The organism is Amycolatopsis sp. NPDC098790 (assembly GCF_044759945.1).
Classification (GTDB): domain Bacteria; phylum Actinomycetota; class Actinomycetes; order Mycobacteriales; family Pseudonocardiaceae; genus Amycolatopsis.
In genome coordinates, this window is the sequence record NZ_JBIWAI010000001.1 from 773,090 (window position 1) to 788,675 (window position 15,586).

Here is a 15,586-nt window from a genome sequence, read left to right on the forward strand (position 1 = left end):
CCCGGGAAGCGTCCGGCACTGGCAGGATGGGGCCCGTGCGAGACGTATGCGTGATCGGGCTCGGGCTGATCGGCGGGTCGCTGCTGCGCGCGGCGGCCGCCAGCGGCCGCACGGCGTTCGGCGCCGCGGTTTCCGAAGTGGACGCCGACGCGGCGAGCAGAGCGGGTTACGACGTCACGACGGACGTCGAAGCCGCACTGCACCGGGCCGCCACCGACGACGCGATGGTCGTGCTGGCCGTCCCGCTGCCCGCCGTCGAAGACCTCCTGCGCCTGGTCTCCCAGCACGCGTCGCACTGCCTGCTCACCGACGTGACCAGCGTGAAAGCGCCGGTACTGGACGCCGTCCGCCGCCGCGTGCCGTACACGCGGTACGTCGGGGGGCACCCGATGGCCGGGACGTCGAACTCGGGCTGGCTGGCCGGGGACGCCGCGCTGTTCCAGGGCGCGGCCTGGGTCGTCGCGGTCGAGGACGACACCGATCTCGAGGCGTGGGCCGAGGTCGCGGCGTTCGTGCTGGACGTCGGGGCGCACGTCGTCCCGCTGCCGGCCGAGTCGCACGACGAAGCCGTCGCCCGGATCTCGCACCTGCCGCACCTGCTCGCGGCGATCCTCGCCACGATCGGCGCCGAGGGCGGCCCGCTCGCCATGTCGCTGGCCGCCGGGTCCTACCGCGACGGCACGCGGGTCGCGGGCTCGAACCCGCACCTCGTGCGCGCGATGACCGAAGGCAACCGGGACGCGCTGCTGCCGATCGTCGACGAAGCACTCGGCCGGCTCGGCGCCGCGCGCGGCTCGCTCGCGTCGACCGGCGGGCTGGCGGCCACGATCAACGCGGGTTACGAAGGCGCGCAAGCACTCGCCGCCAGCCTCGACGTCGACCGCGCCGGCGTCCGGATCAGCCTCTCGGCGCCGGACGCGCGGCAGGGCCTGATCGCGCTCGGCGAGCGCGGCGGCCGGATCACCGGCCTCGCGGACGGGATCGCGACCGGCGAAGTCCAGTGACTACCGCGCCGGCGGGTTGTCCGGCGTGTCGTCGAACTTGTTGAGGAAGTCCTTGGCCTTCTCGACGCCGCCGTCGATCTGCGAGTCGTGGCCGGAGAACTTGGACTTCGCGAAGTCCGCGGCCTTGTCCAGGCCCTCCTCGATCTTGTCGTTGTGCTCGCGCAGGGCCTCTTCGGCCTTGCCCTTCAACGCGTCGAAGTCGATTCCCATGCGGCAATTGAACAGCACGAACCTCACGTGCGCCTGTGGTAGGGCAGGAACCGCCGGACCAGCCGCGACGGCGTGCGTTCCACCAGGTCGGGCCCGCGGACGGCGTCGAACGCCGACTCCAGCTGGTCGACCACGCCGGCCAGCCGCGGGCTGTCCGGCAGCGGCACCGACCGCGGCTCGCGCTGCTCGCGGATCGCCGAGGCCAGCTCGTCCAAAGCCGCGGTGAGCAGCTCGATGTCGCCCGGCGCCGGCGGCGGCACTCCCCGGCCGATCGTCACGCCGACTTCGGTGACGGCGTCGGCGACGCGTTCCTGCGCGGCGATGACCGGCCACCACGCCACCGCCTGCCGGCCGTTCGCCGACGGCTCGACGACGACCTGCTGGAACGCCGTCCGCAGGTCGGCGAGCGCCCGGTAGGCGCCGCGACGGGCCCGCGACCGCGCCAGCCGGGCGTCGCCGGAAGAAGCCTCGACCAGTGCGCACGAGACGTACTTCGCGACCGCGTCCAGCCCGTCGGCCAGCCGCCCGCCGACCTGCGGGCGACGGCTGCCCGGCCACAACAGGTAGCCGAAGACGAGCACGATCGCGCAGCCCAGGACGGTGTCGACCAGCCGCGCGACCACGACGTTCCAGCTGCCGGTGTTCGCCAGGTCCATCTGCAGGATGATCAACGGCGTCACGAACGCGCTGAGGATGCCGTAGTTGCGCACCTTCCCGACCGCGACGCCGCCGGCGAAGATCGCGATCAGCGCGACCAGCAGCCAGCCGTGCCCGCCGACGCCGAGCACGACGGCACCCACGCCGACGCCGACGACCGTGCCGATCCCGCGCAGCACCGCCCGGCCGAAGACCGAGCCGAAGTCCGGCTTGAGCACGATCCCGACGGTCAGGGTGATCCAGTACGACCGCTCGAACGGCACGAGCAGGCCGATGACCTCGGCGATCGCGACGCACAACGTCAGCCGCAGGGCCGCGATCCAGGTCAGCGGGCCGGACGCCAGCGCGCCCGCCCACGTCCGCAGCCGCCGGTACCAGGGCGTCGGTTCGCGGCGCTTGCGGTCGTCGCCCTTGCCGATCCGGACGAGGCCGGCGTAGAGCGCGGCGAGCAGCGGGTCGCCGTCGTCGGACGGCAGCGGCGGCGGTTCCGGCAGCGGCTGGCTGGCCAGCACCGTCGCCGAGAGCGCGACGAAGTGGTCGATGACGTCCTGCGGTGGGCGGCGGCCGGCGTTGACCATCGCCACCGACGCCTCGACCGCGGGCGTCGTCGCCGAAAGCAGGTTGAGCAGCTGGCGGTAGGCGGCGTCGCGGCCGGACAGCCACGAGCGCGCGGTGAGCAGCTGGTCGTAGGCGGTGTTCATGGCCGTGGTCAGCCGGTGGCGGGCGACGCGCGAGACGGCTTCGTCGGTCGCCGAGAGCATCGCGGCCAGCTCGACGTAGACGTGCGCGACGGCCGTGCGTTCGGGGCTGGTCGCCCGGAACGTCCAGCTCGCGAGCGCCACCACCAGGCTCCAGACGGCACCGAGGCAGAAGAAGCCGAGCAGGACCTCGACGCGCACGCCGGTCGCGTGCTGGCCGGTGCCGAGCACGCAGAACACGAACATCTGCAGCCCGGCGACCGAGGCGTTGCTGCCGGCCGCGCTGATCAGCGCGGACACCGCCGCGACCAGGATCACCGCCGGCACGGACAGCGCGGGCGTGCCGCCGGTGAGCAGCCCGACGAGGTACCCGGCGGTCGCGGCGAGCGTCGCGCCGCCCAGGCGTCGGGCGCGGTAGCGGTACGGGCCGGCCGATTCGGACAGCACGGCGGGCAGCGCGCCGGTCGAGATCAGCGCGCCGACGGCGATGTCCCCGGCCGCGTAGGCGACGGCGAGCGGCACGGCCAGCGCGACGACCGCGCGGGCGACCATGTTCCACGGCACCGGCACCGGCTTGCTGCGCAGGAGCTGGGTCAGCCAGTGCGGCGCGGCGATGTCGGGACGCGGCGTGCTCACGCCCCCATCTTGACCTACGCTGCCCGCAACGCTTAATTATCAGTCTGTCAACAACGTGGGAGGTTCCGGTGGGCCGCAAGTTCTCCTTCGAGGTCAACCGCACGAGCACGGCTCCGCCGGAGGCGTTGTTCGCGCGCGAGGCCGAGGGCCCGCGCTGGGCGGAGTGGGGAAAGCCACTCATCGTCCAGGCCCGTTGGAAGCGGCCCGGCCCGGGCGTCGGCGCGGTCCGCGAGGTCGGCCTCTGGCCGGTGCTGATCCGCGAGGAGACGGTCGAGTACGAGCCCGGCCGCAAGCACGTCTACACGTTCTTCGGCGCCAACCCGATCAAGGACTACCGGGCCGAAGTGCGCCTCACGCCGACCGCCGACGGCGGCACGCACCTGCGGTGGACCGGGTCGTTCACCGAGCCGGTCAAGGGCAGCGGCCCGGCATTGGCCGCCGGGCTGCGCGCGGTGATCCGGCTGTTCTCCGGCAAGCTGGTCAAGGCGGCCGAAACCGGGCGCTGACCTGGGTGGTCCCGGCCACACAAGATCAGCCGACGCAACTTCGCCCCACACCCCCGCGTCACCCGATCGGGTAGTTCTTCACTACGCGAAAGGGGGACGCGGGATGAAGCGCGTCGCAGCCGTGGTCGCCGCCGCGGCCCTGGCATTGACGGCCTGTTCGACGAGCGAGCCGGCCCAGAAGGAGTTCGGCACCAGCCAGCCGAACCCGGCACCCGGAGGCGGGCCCGGCGCGACGACGCCGGCGCCGTACCCGTTCGGCACGGTCCAGCAGAAAGCGCCCGCGGCCGAGAACGGCCAGGTCCCGGTGGTCCGCCGGATCACCACCGGCAAGCCGTACGTCTTCCTCACCATGGACGACGGCGCCGTGAAGGACCCGGACGCGCTGAAGCTGATGCAGCAGAACGGCACCCACCCGGTGCTGTTCCTCAACCAGAAGTACGTGAAGGGCCACGAGGCCTACTTCAAGCAGATCCTCGACGCCACCGGCGCGACGCTCGGCGACCACACGGTCGACCACCCGAACCTCAAGGGCAAGCCGTACGAGTTCCAGCGCAAGGAGATCTGCGACGACGCCGACGACTTCCAGAAGTCACTCGGGGTCCGCCCGTCACTGTTCCGGCCACCGTTCGGCAACTACGACCAGAACACCCTGCGCGCGGCGGCCGCGTGCGGGATGCGCGTCGCGGTGCTGTGGACGGCCGCGGTCAACGACGGGCACGTCCAGTTCCAGGCCGGCGACAAGCTCAAGCCCGGCGACATCGTGCTGATGCACTTCCGCAAGACCTTCAAAGAGGACTACACGGCGTTCGTCGAGCAGGCGAAGAAGGACGGGCTGACCCCCGTCCCCCTGGCCGACTTCCTCGGTTAGAGCACCACCGTCGGCGTCACGACCGTCCGGCGGCACGACACGTCACCGAGGTGCACGAGGATCTGCGTCGTCCCGCGCGGCACGTTGTCCAGCACGAACCGGCCGCCTTCGTCGGCGGTCGTGGACGACGTGCCGTGCTCGGCGACCCGCACCTCGACGCCGTACTGGCCGGCCGGCACGAGCCAGCCGTCGATGCGGTGCAGCTTGCCCATCTTCGTCAGGTTGATCATCACCGTCAGGTCGCTGACGGTGAACGTGATCGTCCCGGTGCCGCCGCCGCGCACGCCGGCGAGGTTGTCCAGCCGCTCCCACCGCGCGACCTCGACGTCGAGGTCTTCGAGGGCGAGCGCGAACTGGACCCGCTGCACCAGATCACCCGGCGGCGGGTCGAGCTCGTCGAGGAAGCGGCCGATGCCGGCCAGGATCAATTCGTCGGAAAAGGCCTCGCCCGGCGTTCCGAGGTCGTTCATCGGCTTCCCCCTTCACTGACGAGCAGATCGCGCATCTGGTCGAGGCAGCGCCCCCTGGTCGGGCCGACGCTGCCGCGTGGCATGCGCAGCGCCTCGGCGACGAGCTGGTACTCCGCGCGACCCGCGAGCACGGTCAGCCGGAGCAGTTCCTGACAGCGTTGGGGCAGCCGGACGAAGGCGCGCCAGACCCGGCGGTCGCGGTCGGCGCGGACGGCTTCGTCTTCGGGTGCCGGTTGGGTGCTCGGCATGGCCTCGGCGACCTCGTCGCTCAAGGGCACCGGCTGGATGCGGCGGCCGAAGGGGTGGGTGGCCTCGCGCCGGGTGGTCGTGATGAGCCAGGCGGCGAGGGCCTTGGGGTCGCGGAGCTTGGCGAGCTGGCTGAACAACGCCAGCCACACGGTCTGCACGACGTCCTCGGCGACCGAGCGGTCGAGACCGTTGGCGCGGGCGACGTGCCAGACGAGCGGGGTCAGCTCGGCGACGAGGCGGTCCATCGCCCGGCGGTCGCCGTCACGGGCCGCGCGCATGCACGCGGCGTGCAGCTCGGCGCCGGTCAAGCCTTCCCAGGGCGGGTCTACCTCTGTGGTCTGCACGTCGGTCACGGTATCTGCCCCTCTTCGGAAAAGTCTTCGAGTCGGCTTCGGCAGTATCGCGGGTCCTTCGGGGGGAAGGAGCGTGCAGGTGGATCTCGGATACATCAAGTCACTTACTTCGTCGGTCGCGCTTGTCGGTCACATGACGATCGCGGGAGGTACCGGCCGACGCGAGCGGGTGAACCCGCGCCGACCGGTACTCCCCTCCCTCAAGGACCCGCTCCCCAACGGGCCCCGCCGGATGTCCCCTCCCCCGAAGGGCACCCGGCCGACGGTGTCCGGAAGCCCCCTCGGCTCCCGGTCACCGCGCATTTCCGAACTCGGCACCCCCTGCCTCGTTCCCATCTCCGTGCTTGGCTGCTCCACAGGACGCAGTGGCGGCACCGCCAGATACCGGAATCTCCAAGTTTTTTCGAAGATCGACGCAGAGCGGCTAACTGATCACGGGGAGTGCGAGATTTCCGGCCCAGCGGGCGTATCCGGCGGGTCCGGGGTGGAAGCGGTCGGACGCGAAGGCGGCCGGGTCGAGCAGGGCGGGGTCCATCGGCACGTGCCGGACGCCGGGGAGCTTCGCGAGGGTCGCGGCCGCCTTGTCGAGGGCGGTGGACCGGGCGGCGAGGACGTCCCGCAGCGGCCGCGGCAGCGCCGGGAAGCGCGACATCGGCGGTACTCCGGCCAGCAGGACGTCGACCGGGCCGAGCCGGCGCCTGATTTCGAGGACGAGTTCCAGCAGGTCACGGCGGTAAGCGGCCGCGCTCCGGAGTTCGATCGTGTCGTTGACGCCGAGGGCGACCACGACCAGGTCGGCTGGGCGCAGCAGCGGGACCAGCTCGGCGCGGGCGACCCGGGCGTTGGCGCCGGTCCGCCCGGCCGCCTGCCAGCGCACCGCCCGGCCGCCCCGCGCGAGTTCGCGGGCGAGGCAGCCGGTGAGCGCTTCCTCGTGGGTCGCCGCGCCGACGCCGTCCACTGTGGATTCGCCGAGCACGGCCAGGCGGAACGGCTCGCCGTCTCCCGGCACGAGCCCCTCGGTCGGCCCGGCGGCGCCGGGGAGCCGCGGGGTCTTGCGCTTGACGTACAGGGCTTGAGCCAGGATCACCATGGCTCCGACGCTAGCCGTGGGCGATCGAAACCTTGGCCCTGATCAGCGTGGGGTCCGCCACGGCGTCGAGCAGGTACGCGGCGACGTCGGCGCGCCGGATCGTGTAACTGCCCCGGACGTTGCCGTCGAGCCGGCTCTTGACGGCTCCGGTGCGCGGGCCGTTGAGCAGCATCGGCGGGCGGACGACGGTCCAGTCCACCGCGCTGGCCATGACCAGGGCCTCCATCGCGCGCATGTCCGCGTACCCGTGCTTGAGGACCGCGTTGAGCATCGGTTTCACGAGCGTGCGGGTGAAAACGCCGTCGCCGTCCGCGTCGAGCCCGCTGGCGCTGACCACCAGCAAGCGCTTCACGCCGGCCTCGAGCGCCGCGCGGGCGCCGTCCGTCTGGACGGTCGTCGGCTTGCGGTCGCGCGTGCCCAGCGCCGAGATGACCGCGTCCCGGCCTTCGAAAGCGGCTGCCAGCTTGTCGTGTTCGTGCAGGCCGGCGACGACTACGCGAGCCGGCAGCTGGAGTTTCGCGGGGTCGCGCACGACGGCCGTGACGTCCCAGCCGCGTTCGAGAGCCTGCTTGACGACCTCGCCGCCGACGCCGCCGGTCGCCCCCAGAACGGTGATCCTCATGGTGTCTCCTTCGTGGTTAGTGAACACTCACCAGGTAAGGTGAGTGTTCACTAACCACGCTGAGAACGCACTCAGGAGCCACCATGGGAAGCCGTGCGGAGATCGTCGCCGCGGCCGCGAAGGTGATGCGCGAGCAGGGCTACGCCCACGCGACGACGAAGGTCATCGCGCAGACCGCGGGTTACTCGGAGGCGATGCTGTACAAGCACTTTCGGGACAAGACGGACTTGTTCCTGAGCGTGCTCACCGAGGAGCTGCCAGCACTGGGCACCGCGCTGGCCGAGCTGACCGCGAACCCGGGTGGGGCGCCGCTGCGGGACAACCTGGCCCGGCTCGCGCGGCTCGGCCTGGCCTTCTACACGGAGGGGTTCCCGATCGCCGTGTCGGTGTTCTCTTCGCGGGACTTGCTGCGAGGCCACCGCGAACGCCTGGGCGGACACGGCCCGCGCGCGCTGTTGGACGGCGTCGCGGAGTACCTGCGCGCCGAGCGCGAGCTGGGCCGGATCAACGCGGAGGCCGACGTCGAGGCAGCAGCTGCCCTGTTGCTGGGGGCGTGTTTCCAGCAGGCGTTCCTGGCGACGTTCGAGGAGCGCGAGCCGGCCGACCTGGCCGACCGGCTCGCGGACACCCTGCTCGCCGCGCTCTAGGCGTTCCGCTCCTCGCGGAGCTTGTGCCAGCGCTCGTACATGCCGTTCAGCTCGACCAGCATGAACGACAGGAAGTCCCGCATCTCGGCGAGCCGCTGCCCGGCCGGCGAGTCCTCGCCGAGTGCTTCGACGCCGCTCTCGGCCGCGTCACGCCACATGATGATCAGCCGGTCGCGCTTGAGGAACGTGGCGTACCAGAGGTCGTCGTAGAGGCGGTAGTGGTCGCGGCGCTCACCGGGCTCGCGTTCCTTGGCGACCAGGCCGATCTGCTCGAGGTAGCGCACCGCGCCGGAGACGGCCGCCGGGCTCACCGACAGCTGTGAGGCCAGGTCGGCGGCGGTCAGCCGGGCGTCGTCGGTGGTCATCAGCGCGGCGAACACCCGCGCGGACATGCGTTGCATCCCGATCTGCGAGAGCACGAGCCCGAGGCTCTCGACGTAACGGCGGACGGCGTCTTCGTCTCTCTTCGTGTCAGGCGTCGTCATCGGCCCATCCTCCCGTACCCGTCCCCCAAGATCACTCAATCTAGACATTTTCTTAACTTCACAACTTCGTGAAGCAAGTGTAGCTTCCGAAGCATGGAAAATGCCATTTCGGTCCGCGACCTGCACAAGTCGTTCGGCCGGACGAAGGCCCTCGACGGCCTCGATCTGCAGGTACCCGCTGGGGAGGTGCACGGCTTCCTCGGCCCCAACGGCGCCGGGAAGTCGACGACCGTCCGGGTGCTGCTCGGCTTGCTCCACGCGGACTCGGGGGACGTCCGGCTGCTCGGCGGCGACCCCTGGAAGGACGCGGCGAGCCTGCACCGCCGCCTGGCCTACGTGCCCGGCGACGTCAACCTCTGGCCCAACCTCTCCGGCGGCGAGGTGATCGACCTGCTCGGCCGCCTGCGCGGCGGGCTCGACGAGAAGCGCCGCGCCGACCTGATCGAGCGGTTCGACCTCGACCCGAAGAAGAAGGGGCGGACGTACTCGAAGGGGAACCGGCAGAAGGTCGCCATCGTCGCCGCGCTCGCGTCGCGGGTCGACCTGCTGATCCTCGACGAGCCGACGTCCGGCCTCGACCCGCTGATGGAGGCGACGTTCCAGTACGCCATCCAGGAGGAGCGCGAGCAGGGCCGGACCGTGCTGCTCTCCAGCCACATCCTCGCCGAGGTCGAGGCGCTGTGCGACAAGGTCAGCATCATCCGCAACGGCCGCACGGTCGAGTCCGGCACCCTCGCCGAGCTGCGCCACCTGACCCGGACGTCGATCACCGCCGAGCTGGCCGGGCCGCCCAACGGGCTGACGAAGCTGGCGAACATCCACGACCTCAAGGTCGACGGCAACCGCGTCCGCTTCGACGTCGAGACGCGCTCGCTCGACGACGCCCTGCGTCAGCTCACCGAAGTCGGCGTCCGCAGCCTGGTCAGCCAGCCGCCGACGCTGGAAGAGCTGTTCCTGCGGCACTACACGACCGAGGCGAGCGCGAAATGACCGCGACCCTCTCGCGCGCCGAAGCCGAGGTCGCGCCCGCGCACGAATTCGCGGGCACCTGGCACCTCACGCGCCTCGCGCTGCGCCGCGACCGCGTGGTCCTGCCGATCTGGATCGTGCTGCTGAGCATCGTCCCGGCCAGCACGGTCAACACGTTCACGCAGTTCTACCCGACGGTCGCCGACCGGCTGGCCCTGCAGGCCGGCGCGAACACCAACCCGTCGTACGCGCTGCTGTACGGCCCGCCGTTCGACTTGACCACCGCCGGCGGGTTCATCGCCTGGCGCATGTGCGGGTTCCTGGCGCTGCTGACCGGGATCATGGTGGTCTTCACGGTCACCCGGCACACCCGCGCGGAGGAGGACACGGGCCGCGCGGAGCTGCTCGGGTCCGCGGTCGTCGGCCGGTACGCGGCGCTGACGTCGGCGCTGCTGGTGGCCGGGGGCGCGAGCGTGCTGATCGGGCTGGTCCAGGCGGTCAGCCTGATCGGCTCCGGCCTGCCCGCCGCCGGTTCGGTCGCCTTCGGCGCGTCGGAAGCGTTGGCGGGCTTGGTGTTCACGGCCGTCGCGGCGGTCGCCGTCCAGCTCGCCGAGTACTCCCGCACGGCCAACGGGATCGGCACCGCGGTCGTCGGCGCGGCGTTCCTGCTGCGCGGCGCCGGGGATTCCACTGTGGACGCCCGCTGGCTGTCGTGGCTGTCGCCGATCGGCTGGGTGCAGCAGGTCCGCGCGTTCGCCGTCGAACGCTGGTGGGTGCTGTTGCTGCCGGTCGCGTTGGCGCTGGTCGTCGGCGCGGCCGGGTACTGGCTGCTCCCCCGCCGCGACGTCGGCGTCGGCATCCTGCCGCCGCGGCCGGGCCCGGCGCGGGCGGCGGCGAGCCTGCGGACGCCGTTCGCGCTGGCCTGGCGGCTGCACCGCGGCCCGCTGCTCGGCTGGGCCATCGGCACGGCGGTCGTCGGCGCGGTGTTCGGCTCGATCGCCAGCGGCATCGGCGACCTCGTCGGGTCGAGCCCGCAGGCGCAGCAGATCTTCGAACGGCTCGGCGGCAGCCACGCGCTGACGCAGGCGTTCCTCGCCGCGATGGCCGGGATGTTCGCGATGGTCGCGTCGCTGTACGGGATCCAGGCGGTGCTGCGGATGCGCGGCGAGGAGACGGCGATCCGGCTCGAGCCGGTGCTGGCCACGAGCGTCGGCAAGCTCCGCTGGGCGGGCGGGCACCTGGTGTTCGCGTTCTTCGGGACGGCGTTGCTGCTGCTCGTCGGCGGGCTGTTCATGGGGCTGGCCAACGGGTTGCGCACCGGCGACGTCGGCGGCTCGGTCGGCGACGCGCTCGCCGGGATGCTCGTCCAGCTGCCGGCGGCCTGGGTGGTCGTCGCGCTGGCGGTGACGATCTTCGGGCTGGCGCCGGGGTTCTCGGCCGCCGCGTGGGCGGTGGGCGCGCTGGCGCTGCTGCTGAGCCTGTTCGGCCCGGTCGTCAACCTGCCGCAGGCCGTGCTGGACGTGTCGCCGTTCCAGCACCCGCCGAAGCTCCCCGGCCAGGAGCTCGTCGCGACGCCGCTGGTCTGGCTGACGGCGATCGCGGTCGTGGCGCTGGTGGCCGGCCTGGTGGGCTGGCGCCGCCGCGACGTCGGCTAGCGCGGTTTCAGCTCGTGGCCCGGACCGGCCACGAGCTGGGCCTGCGGCCCGCCCTGCCCGCAGGCGGGCCCGCCGGGGTGCAGGAACCCGGGCGTGACGGTGACGGTGTGCGGGCGGCCGTCGTCGAACCGGACGGTGACCTTGACGGGCTCGGCGGGCAGGCCGGGGATGTCGGCGAAGCCCTGGAGGCCACCGGTCGGGACCATCGAGGCACTGCAGGCGGCGTCCGGGCCGGTCCCGGTGCAGGACGTGGAGCCGGCGGCGGTCTCCGGCTGGAGGTCGAGGGGCCGCGTGACGCACTGGTCGCCCCAGCAGGCGTCGAGCGTCCCGCGGGTGACGCCGGCGGGGTCCGGGACGGTGAGCCCGATGCCGACCCGGGTACCGATGGCCGGGCAGGCCACCTCACCGCTGCCGGCCCCCTGGCCGCACCCGGCGACGAGGAGCACCGCGACCCACGAAATCCTTCGCATGTGGTCAGGACGGAGTTCCGGGCGCGCGGGTTGCACGGGTCAGTCACGCCACCCGCTGGTGAGCGGAAGAGCGGGCGAGCTTTCGGTGGTGGCGGTGGCCGTGGCCGACGGCGTCACGGTCACTTCGACGACGCTCGTCGTGGTGGTCGGCGGCGAGGTCTGCACCGAGGTGACGGTGGACGGCGGCACGGACGCGGTCACGGTGACGGGCACGGCGGAGATGGTGGTGGCCGTCGGAGTGGTGAGATCGGCGGGCTTGGGAGCCGCCCGCCCGGCGATGAGCAGCGCGGCCACGAGCAGCCCGGCGGAGAAGCCCGCCAGCCCGGTGACCGCGGCGGAGCCCCAGGTAGGTCGTCCGTGCATCCGGGCACCCCCTCGCCACGCGCAGCGCAGGTACGAGGAATAACTCGCGTCGATCTTAGCTGGTGTTACGGAACGTGCACCTTGAGTCGACTTGACTCAACTTTGCGGATCGTGCCACGTTGGGATCATGGGGGCACTGGGGAACCGCGACTTCCGCCGGCTGTGGCTCGCCGATCTGGTGAGCCAGCTCGGGAGCCGGGTCGACGTGCTGGCGGTGCCGCTGCTGGCGGTAACCGCACTCGGCGCGTCGGTTTTCGAGGTTTCCCTCCTGCGGACGGCGGAAAGCCTGCCGTACCTGGTGCTCGGCCTGCAGGTCGGCGCGTGGTGCGACCGGATGCGCCACCGCCCGGTGTTGATCGCCGCCGACGCCGGGCGCGCGGTGCTGATCGCGTCGGTCCCGATCGCCGCGCTGTTCGGCGTGCTCGGGCTGGCGCACCTGCTGGTCGTCGTGTTCGGGGTCGGGCTGCTCGGCGTGTTCTTCGACATCGCGCACCAGACGTACGTCCCGCGGCTGGTCACGCGGGACGAGCTGCCGGACGCGAACTCCCGGCTCCAGACGAACCTGTCGATGGCCGCGGTCGCGGGTCCCGGCCTGGCCGGGCTGGTCGTGCAGGCGCTCGGCAACGCCGCGGCCCTGACCGTCGACGCCGTCAGCTACCTGGGCTCGGCCCTGTGGCTGCGCCGGATCGAAACGCCCGACGTGCGGCCCGAACCCCGGCCGCGGCGGCTGCTCCGCGAGATCGGCGACGGCCTCCGCGTCGTCCGCGGCGACCGGGTCCTGCTGGCCATCAGCCTGCACGGCGCCGTGTCGAGCTTCTTCCAGTCGGTGCACCTGGCCATCGTCGTCGTGTTCCTCGCGCGTGACGTCGGCCTTTCGCCGTGGGCCATCGGGCTGCTCGGCACCGTGACGCTGAGCGGCGCGCTCACCGCCGGGCTCACCGCGCGGCGCATCGGCGCGCGGATCGGCGGCGCGCGGGCGCTGACGGGTGCGGCGGTGCTGTACGGCCTGGCCTACCAGCTCTACCCGTTCACCGGTCCCGGCTGGGCGCTCGCCTGCTACGTCGTCGCCGGGTTCTTCGCGAGCTTCGGCGTCATCGTGCTGAACGTGTTCGGCATGAGCTTCCAGCAGGCCGTCGCGCCACCCGAATTGCTGGGCCGGGTCAACTCGATCACCCACACGCTGATCTTCGGCGCGATCCCGCTCGGCAGCCTCCTCGGCGGGGCGCTGGCGGGCGCGTTCGGGATGCGGGTGACGCTCCACATCGCGGCGGCCGGCGTGCTGGCGTCGGCCGCGATCCTGCTGTGGTCGCCGTTGCGGAAGCTACGCGACCTGACCGCTGTCGGCGCGTAGCCCGTCGACGACGACGCGGACCAGGTGCCGGCTGCCCGGCGAGTACCGCTCAACCGCGAGGCAGCCGACGATGAGCGCCCGCAGGTCGTCGCCGTCGATGTCGCGGCGGACGGCGCCGACGTCCTGGGCCCGCTTCAGCAGTTCGCCGAGCGCGGTGCGGAAGCCGTCGCCCGCGCCGGCCTTGAAGGCGTGGCCACTGGTCTCGGCGAGCGCGTCGCAGATGGCCCGGTTGAGCGACGCCTGCTTGATGACGCGGACGAAGTAGTCGAGGAAGACTTCGCCGGGCTCGTCGGCGGTGACGAGTCCGCGCGCCTCTTCGGCGAACTGCTCGATCCGCTCGAGGACAACGGCCTGGAAGAGCGCTTCCTTGCTGGGGAAGTGCCGGTAGACGGTGCCGGCGCCGACACCGGCCAGCCGCGCGATGTCGTCGAGGGGCACGGCGAGCCCGTCGGCGGCGAACGCCTCCTCGGCGGCAGCCAGGACCTTGGCCCGGTTGCGCCGCGCGTCCGCGCGCATCTTCTCCATGTTCGTCTCCTCGTTGACAACCGGAACGCTGGCTCCGTATCGTCGTAAGCGGGTGCACCGTTCCGATTCAACGCCCAGTCTTCCAGGAGAATTCCGATGCCCGAGACCCGTGCCGTGTTCGACCGCTTCCTCGCCGCCTCGGTCGAAAACCGGTGGGACGACCTCGCCGACTGCTACGCCGAAGACGTGGTCCTCGAAATGCCGTTCACCCTGCCCGGGGCACCTCGCGTGACCAACGGCCGCGAGGAACTACGCCGCCGGTTCCGCCGCGCCGGTGCGTCTCGGCGCATCACCAAGGCCGCGAACGTCGTCGTCCACGAGACGACGGACCCGTCTGTGCTGGTCGCGGAGTTCGACCTCCACCAGGAAATGGCCGGCGAGAGCTTCGTAGCGACCTACGTGATGGTGATGACGATCAAGGACGGCCTGATCACGCACACCCGCGACTACACCGACACCGCCGCGGCGGCGGCGCGGCTCAAGGCGTTGTCGCCTGCTGACTCGCCGGCGGGATGAACAGCCGCTCGACCGTGCTCACCGACCAGTCCCACACCCCGGGCACCAGCAGCACGCCGAGCACCACGAACACCGGGAAGACCAGCCGCTTCTCGACCTTCTTGCCCGTCTTGAACCGCAGGGCCTTCGGGGGCCCGATCTCATACCAGGTCTCGCCCGCGATCGGGATCGGGAACAGGAACGGGCAGCCGGACTCGGTCAGCGCGTCACCCAGGCAATGGGTCAGGCAGCCCGCCGCGACCGCGACGCCGAGCCAGCCCGAAATCGAGGCCAGCTCGCCCGCTCGGTCGGGCGGCGCCGTGAAGAACCACCAGGCCACCGCCGAACCGCTCACCGGCAGCAGCCAGTCGCCCAAAGCGCCTTCGGCCAGCATCAGCCCGAAGATCACCACGCCGACGACGGCCCACGGGCCACCTTCCGTAGTGCCCCAAGAGGTGAGCAAACCGAGGCCGGCCGCGAACAGGACCGTGTGGGACAGGTGACGGTGCTGGCCCGTCACCTTCTCGTCGCGAGGCCCCTTCGTCAGCGCGTAGAACGCCGCCGACACGCGGCGCAGCAGCCAGGACAGGGCGCCCGTCAGCCAGCCGAGCAGGCGGGACGCGCTCGCTCCGGGGTGGTCGAGGTCGGGCAGCAGGGCGAACCCCGCCGTCGTCGCGGCGAAGACCACCGCCTGGTGCACCGAACCGGCCCCGACCGCGGGCGCCAGGGCCAAGCCCGCGCACCAGCCGGTCAGGGCGTGCGTCCGCCCCATCATCGTGCCGTCCCCCAGGTCCACGCGGAAAAATCAGTCCGCGGAACCGTAGCGGGCGGTCAGGCTTGGGGGTCCTCCGACACGCTCAGGTGTTCGGCCACGCCGGTGAGCTCGATCACGCGGCTCACGGCGGGACTCGGGACGACCTCGAGCTCGACTTCCTGCTCGCCGGCCTGGCGTTGTGCGCGGAGCACCACGTTCAGCGCGGAGGAATCGAAGAAGGTCACCCCGGTCAGATCGGCCACGACCCGCTGCGCGCGCTTGTCCGCGATCAGCCCCGCCAGGGCCTCCTGCAGCTGCGGGCTGGTGAGCAGATCGAGCTCGCCGGTGACCACCACCCGGGGCTCCGTCGCGTCGGTGTCCAGCGTGATGCCGAACCCGGGCGGGGTGGCGTTCTGGTCGGCTGCGGGCATGCAGTTTCTCCTCGTCAGGCGCTGCTCCTGCGCCGGGTACGCGCCTGCTGTCTCAAGCGGCAACCGTGTCACCGTGCC

Annotated in this window: 20 protein-coding genes; 8 read left to right on the forward strand and 12 right to left on the reverse strand. The window is 71.9% G+C overall.

Features of this window, described 5'->3' with window-relative positions; all coding sequences use genetic code 11:
• Positions 1-50 precede the first annotated feature (50 nt).
• The gene (locus ACIQWX_RS03930) at positions 51-1,004 is read left to right on the forward strand and encodes a prephenate dehydrogenase (RefSeq protein WP_400869378.1); all 954 of its coding nucleotides are present in this window, start codon (positions 51-53) and stop codon (positions 1,002-1,004) included.
• On the opposite strand, the gene ACIQWX_RS03935 is transcribed toward ACIQWX_RS03930, so the two are convergent.
• A complete protein-coding gene (locus tag ACIQWX_RS03935) occupies positions 1,005-1,214 on the reverse strand; it encodes an antitoxin (RefSeq protein WP_400865188.1) in 210 nt (69 codons plus the stop codon).
• Between the two features lie 23 nt (positions 1,215-1,237).
• Complete coding sequence (locus tag ACIQWX_RS03940) at positions 1,238-3,205, reverse strand: FUSC family protein (protein WP_400865191.1); 1,968 nt, start codon at positions 3,203-3,205, stop codon at positions 1,238-1,240.
• Positions 3,206-3,273: 68 nt separating this feature from the next.
• Here ACIQWX_RS03940 and ACIQWX_RS03945 point away from each other — a divergent pair, with 68 nt between their 5' ends.
• Positions 3,274-3,711: an SRPBCC family protein gene (locus tag ACIQWX_RS03945; protein ID WP_400865194.1), complete on the forward strand. Its 438-nt coding sequence runs from the start codon at positions 3,274-3,276 to the stop codon at positions 3,709-3,711.
• 103 nt (positions 3,712-3,814) lie between these two features.
• On the forward strand, positions 3,815-4,579 hold the full coding sequence (locus ACIQWX_RS03950) for a polysaccharide deacetylase family protein (RefSeq protein WP_400865197.1): 765 nt from the start codon (positions 3,815-3,817) through the stop codon (positions 4,577-4,579).
• On the opposite strand, the gene ACIQWX_RS03955 is transcribed toward ACIQWX_RS03950, so the two are convergent.
• The 4 genes from ACIQWX_RS03955 to ACIQWX_RS03970 form a co-directional block, all read right to left on the reverse strand.
• The gene (locus ACIQWX_RS03955; RefSeq protein WP_400865200.1) at positions 4,576-5,049 is read right to left on the reverse strand and encodes a carboxypeptidase regulatory-like domain-containing protein; all 474 of its coding nucleotides are present in this window, start codon (positions 5,047-5,049) and stop codon (positions 4,576-4,578) included. The genes ACIQWX_RS03950 and ACIQWX_RS03955 overlap by 4 nt on opposite strands.
• Entirely contained in the window at positions 5,046-5,651 is a 606-nt protein-coding gene (locus ACIQWX_RS03960) for an RNA polymerase sigma factor (RefSeq protein ID WP_400865203.1), read from the reverse strand. The genes ACIQWX_RS03955 and ACIQWX_RS03960 overlap by 4 nt, the downstream gene beginning before the upstream one ends.
• Before the next feature lie 424 nt (positions 5,652-6,075).
• Complete coding sequence (locus ACIQWX_RS03965; protein ID WP_400865206.1) at positions 6,076-6,741, reverse strand: SGNH/GDSL hydrolase family protein; 666 nt, start codon at positions 6,739-6,741, stop codon at positions 6,076-6,078.
• Between the two features lie 10 nt (positions 6,742-6,751).
• A complete protein-coding gene (locus ACIQWX_RS03970) occupies positions 6,752-7,363 on the reverse strand; it encodes an NAD(P)-dependent oxidoreductase (RefSeq protein WP_400865209.1) in 612 nt (203 codons plus the stop codon).
• Positions 7,364-7,446: 83 nt separating this feature from the next.
• Here ACIQWX_RS03970 and ACIQWX_RS03975 point away from each other — a divergent pair, with 83 nt between their 5' ends.
• Positions 7,447-8,010: a TetR/AcrR family transcriptional regulator gene (locus ACIQWX_RS03975; protein ID WP_400865212.1), complete on the forward strand. Its 564-nt coding sequence runs from the start codon at positions 7,447-7,449 to the stop codon at positions 8,008-8,010.
• Here ACIQWX_RS03975 and ACIQWX_RS03980 read toward each other — a convergent pair.
• Entirely contained in the window at positions 8,007-8,495 is a 489-nt protein-coding gene (locus tag ACIQWX_RS03980; RefSeq protein ID WP_400865215.1) for a GbsR/MarR family transcriptional regulator, read from the reverse strand. The two genes, ACIQWX_RS03975 and ACIQWX_RS03980, sit on opposite strands and share 4 nt — an antisense overlap.
• Positions 8,496-8,588: 93 nt before the next feature.
• Between ACIQWX_RS03980 and ACIQWX_RS03985 the strand changes: the two genes are divergently transcribed.
• The gene (locus ACIQWX_RS03985; RefSeq protein ID WP_400865218.1) at positions 8,589-9,485 is read left to right on the forward strand and encodes an ATP-binding cassette domain-containing protein; all 897 of its coding nucleotides are present in this window, start codon (positions 8,589-8,591) and stop codon (positions 9,483-9,485) included.
• Positions 9,482-11,119 (forward strand): ABC transporter permease, encoded by a 1,638-nt coding sequence (locus ACIQWX_RS03990; RefSeq protein WP_400865221.1) that lies wholly within the window; start codon positions 9,482-9,484, stop codon positions 11,117-11,119. Before ACIQWX_RS03985 ends, ACIQWX_RS03990 begins: the two co-directional genes overlap by 4 nt.
• On the opposite strand, the gene ACIQWX_RS03995 is transcribed toward ACIQWX_RS03990, so the two are convergent.
• Together ACIQWX_RS03995 and ACIQWX_RS04000 are read right to left on the reverse strand one after the other, a co-directional pair.
• Entirely contained in the window at positions 11,116-11,589 is a 474-nt protein-coding gene (locus ACIQWX_RS03995; protein ID WP_400865223.1) for a hypothetical protein, read from the reverse strand. The genes ACIQWX_RS03990 and ACIQWX_RS03995 overlap by 4 nt on opposite strands.
• A gap of 39 nt (positions 11,590-11,628) precedes the next feature.
• The gene (locus ACIQWX_RS04000; RefSeq protein WP_400865226.1) at positions 11,629-11,952 is read right to left on the reverse strand and encodes a hypothetical protein; all 324 of its coding nucleotides are present in this window, start codon (positions 11,950-11,952) and stop codon (positions 11,629-11,631) included.
• A 127-nt stretch (positions 11,953-12,079) separates the two neighbouring features.
• On the opposite strand from ACIQWX_RS04000, the gene ACIQWX_RS04005 reads away from it, so the two are divergent.
• Positions 12,080-13,303 carry an MFS transporter gene (locus ACIQWX_RS04005; RefSeq protein WP_400865229.1) on the forward strand — a complete coding sequence of 408 codons (1,224 nt, stop codon included), beginning with the start codon at positions 12,080-12,082 and terminating at the stop codon, positions 13,301-13,303.
• On the opposite strand, the gene ACIQWX_RS04010 is transcribed toward ACIQWX_RS04005, so the two are convergent.
• Entirely contained in the window at positions 13,274-13,828 is a 555-nt protein-coding gene (locus ACIQWX_RS04010) for a TetR/AcrR family transcriptional regulator (RefSeq protein ID WP_400865232.1), read from the reverse strand. The two genes, ACIQWX_RS04005 and ACIQWX_RS04010, sit on opposite strands and share 30 nt — an antisense overlap.
• A gap of 96 nt (positions 13,829-13,924) precedes the next feature.
• Here ACIQWX_RS04010 and ACIQWX_RS04015 point away from each other — a divergent pair, with 96 nt between their 5' ends.
• Positions 13,925-14,344 carry a nuclear transport factor 2 family protein gene (locus ACIQWX_RS04015; protein WP_400865235.1) on the forward strand — a complete coding sequence of 140 codons (420 nt, stop codon included), beginning with the start codon at positions 13,925-13,927 and terminating at the stop codon, positions 14,342-14,344.
• On the opposite strand, the gene ACIQWX_RS04020 is transcribed toward ACIQWX_RS04015, so the two are convergent.
• Together ACIQWX_RS04020 and ACIQWX_RS04025 are read right to left on the reverse strand one after the other, a co-directional pair.
• Positions 14,307-15,095, reverse strand: a complete 789-nt coding sequence (locus ACIQWX_RS04020; protein WP_400869380.1) for a metal-dependent hydrolase — start codon at positions 15,093-15,095, stop codon at positions 14,307-14,309. The genes ACIQWX_RS04015 and ACIQWX_RS04020 overlap by 38 nt on opposite strands.
• A 59-nt stretch (positions 15,096-15,154) precedes the next feature.
• Positions 15,155-15,508, reverse strand: a complete 354-nt coding sequence (locus ACIQWX_RS04025) for an STAS domain-containing protein (RefSeq protein ID WP_086673555.1) — start codon at positions 15,506-15,508, stop codon at positions 15,155-15,157.
• Positions 15,509-15,586 lie beyond the last annotated feature (78 nt).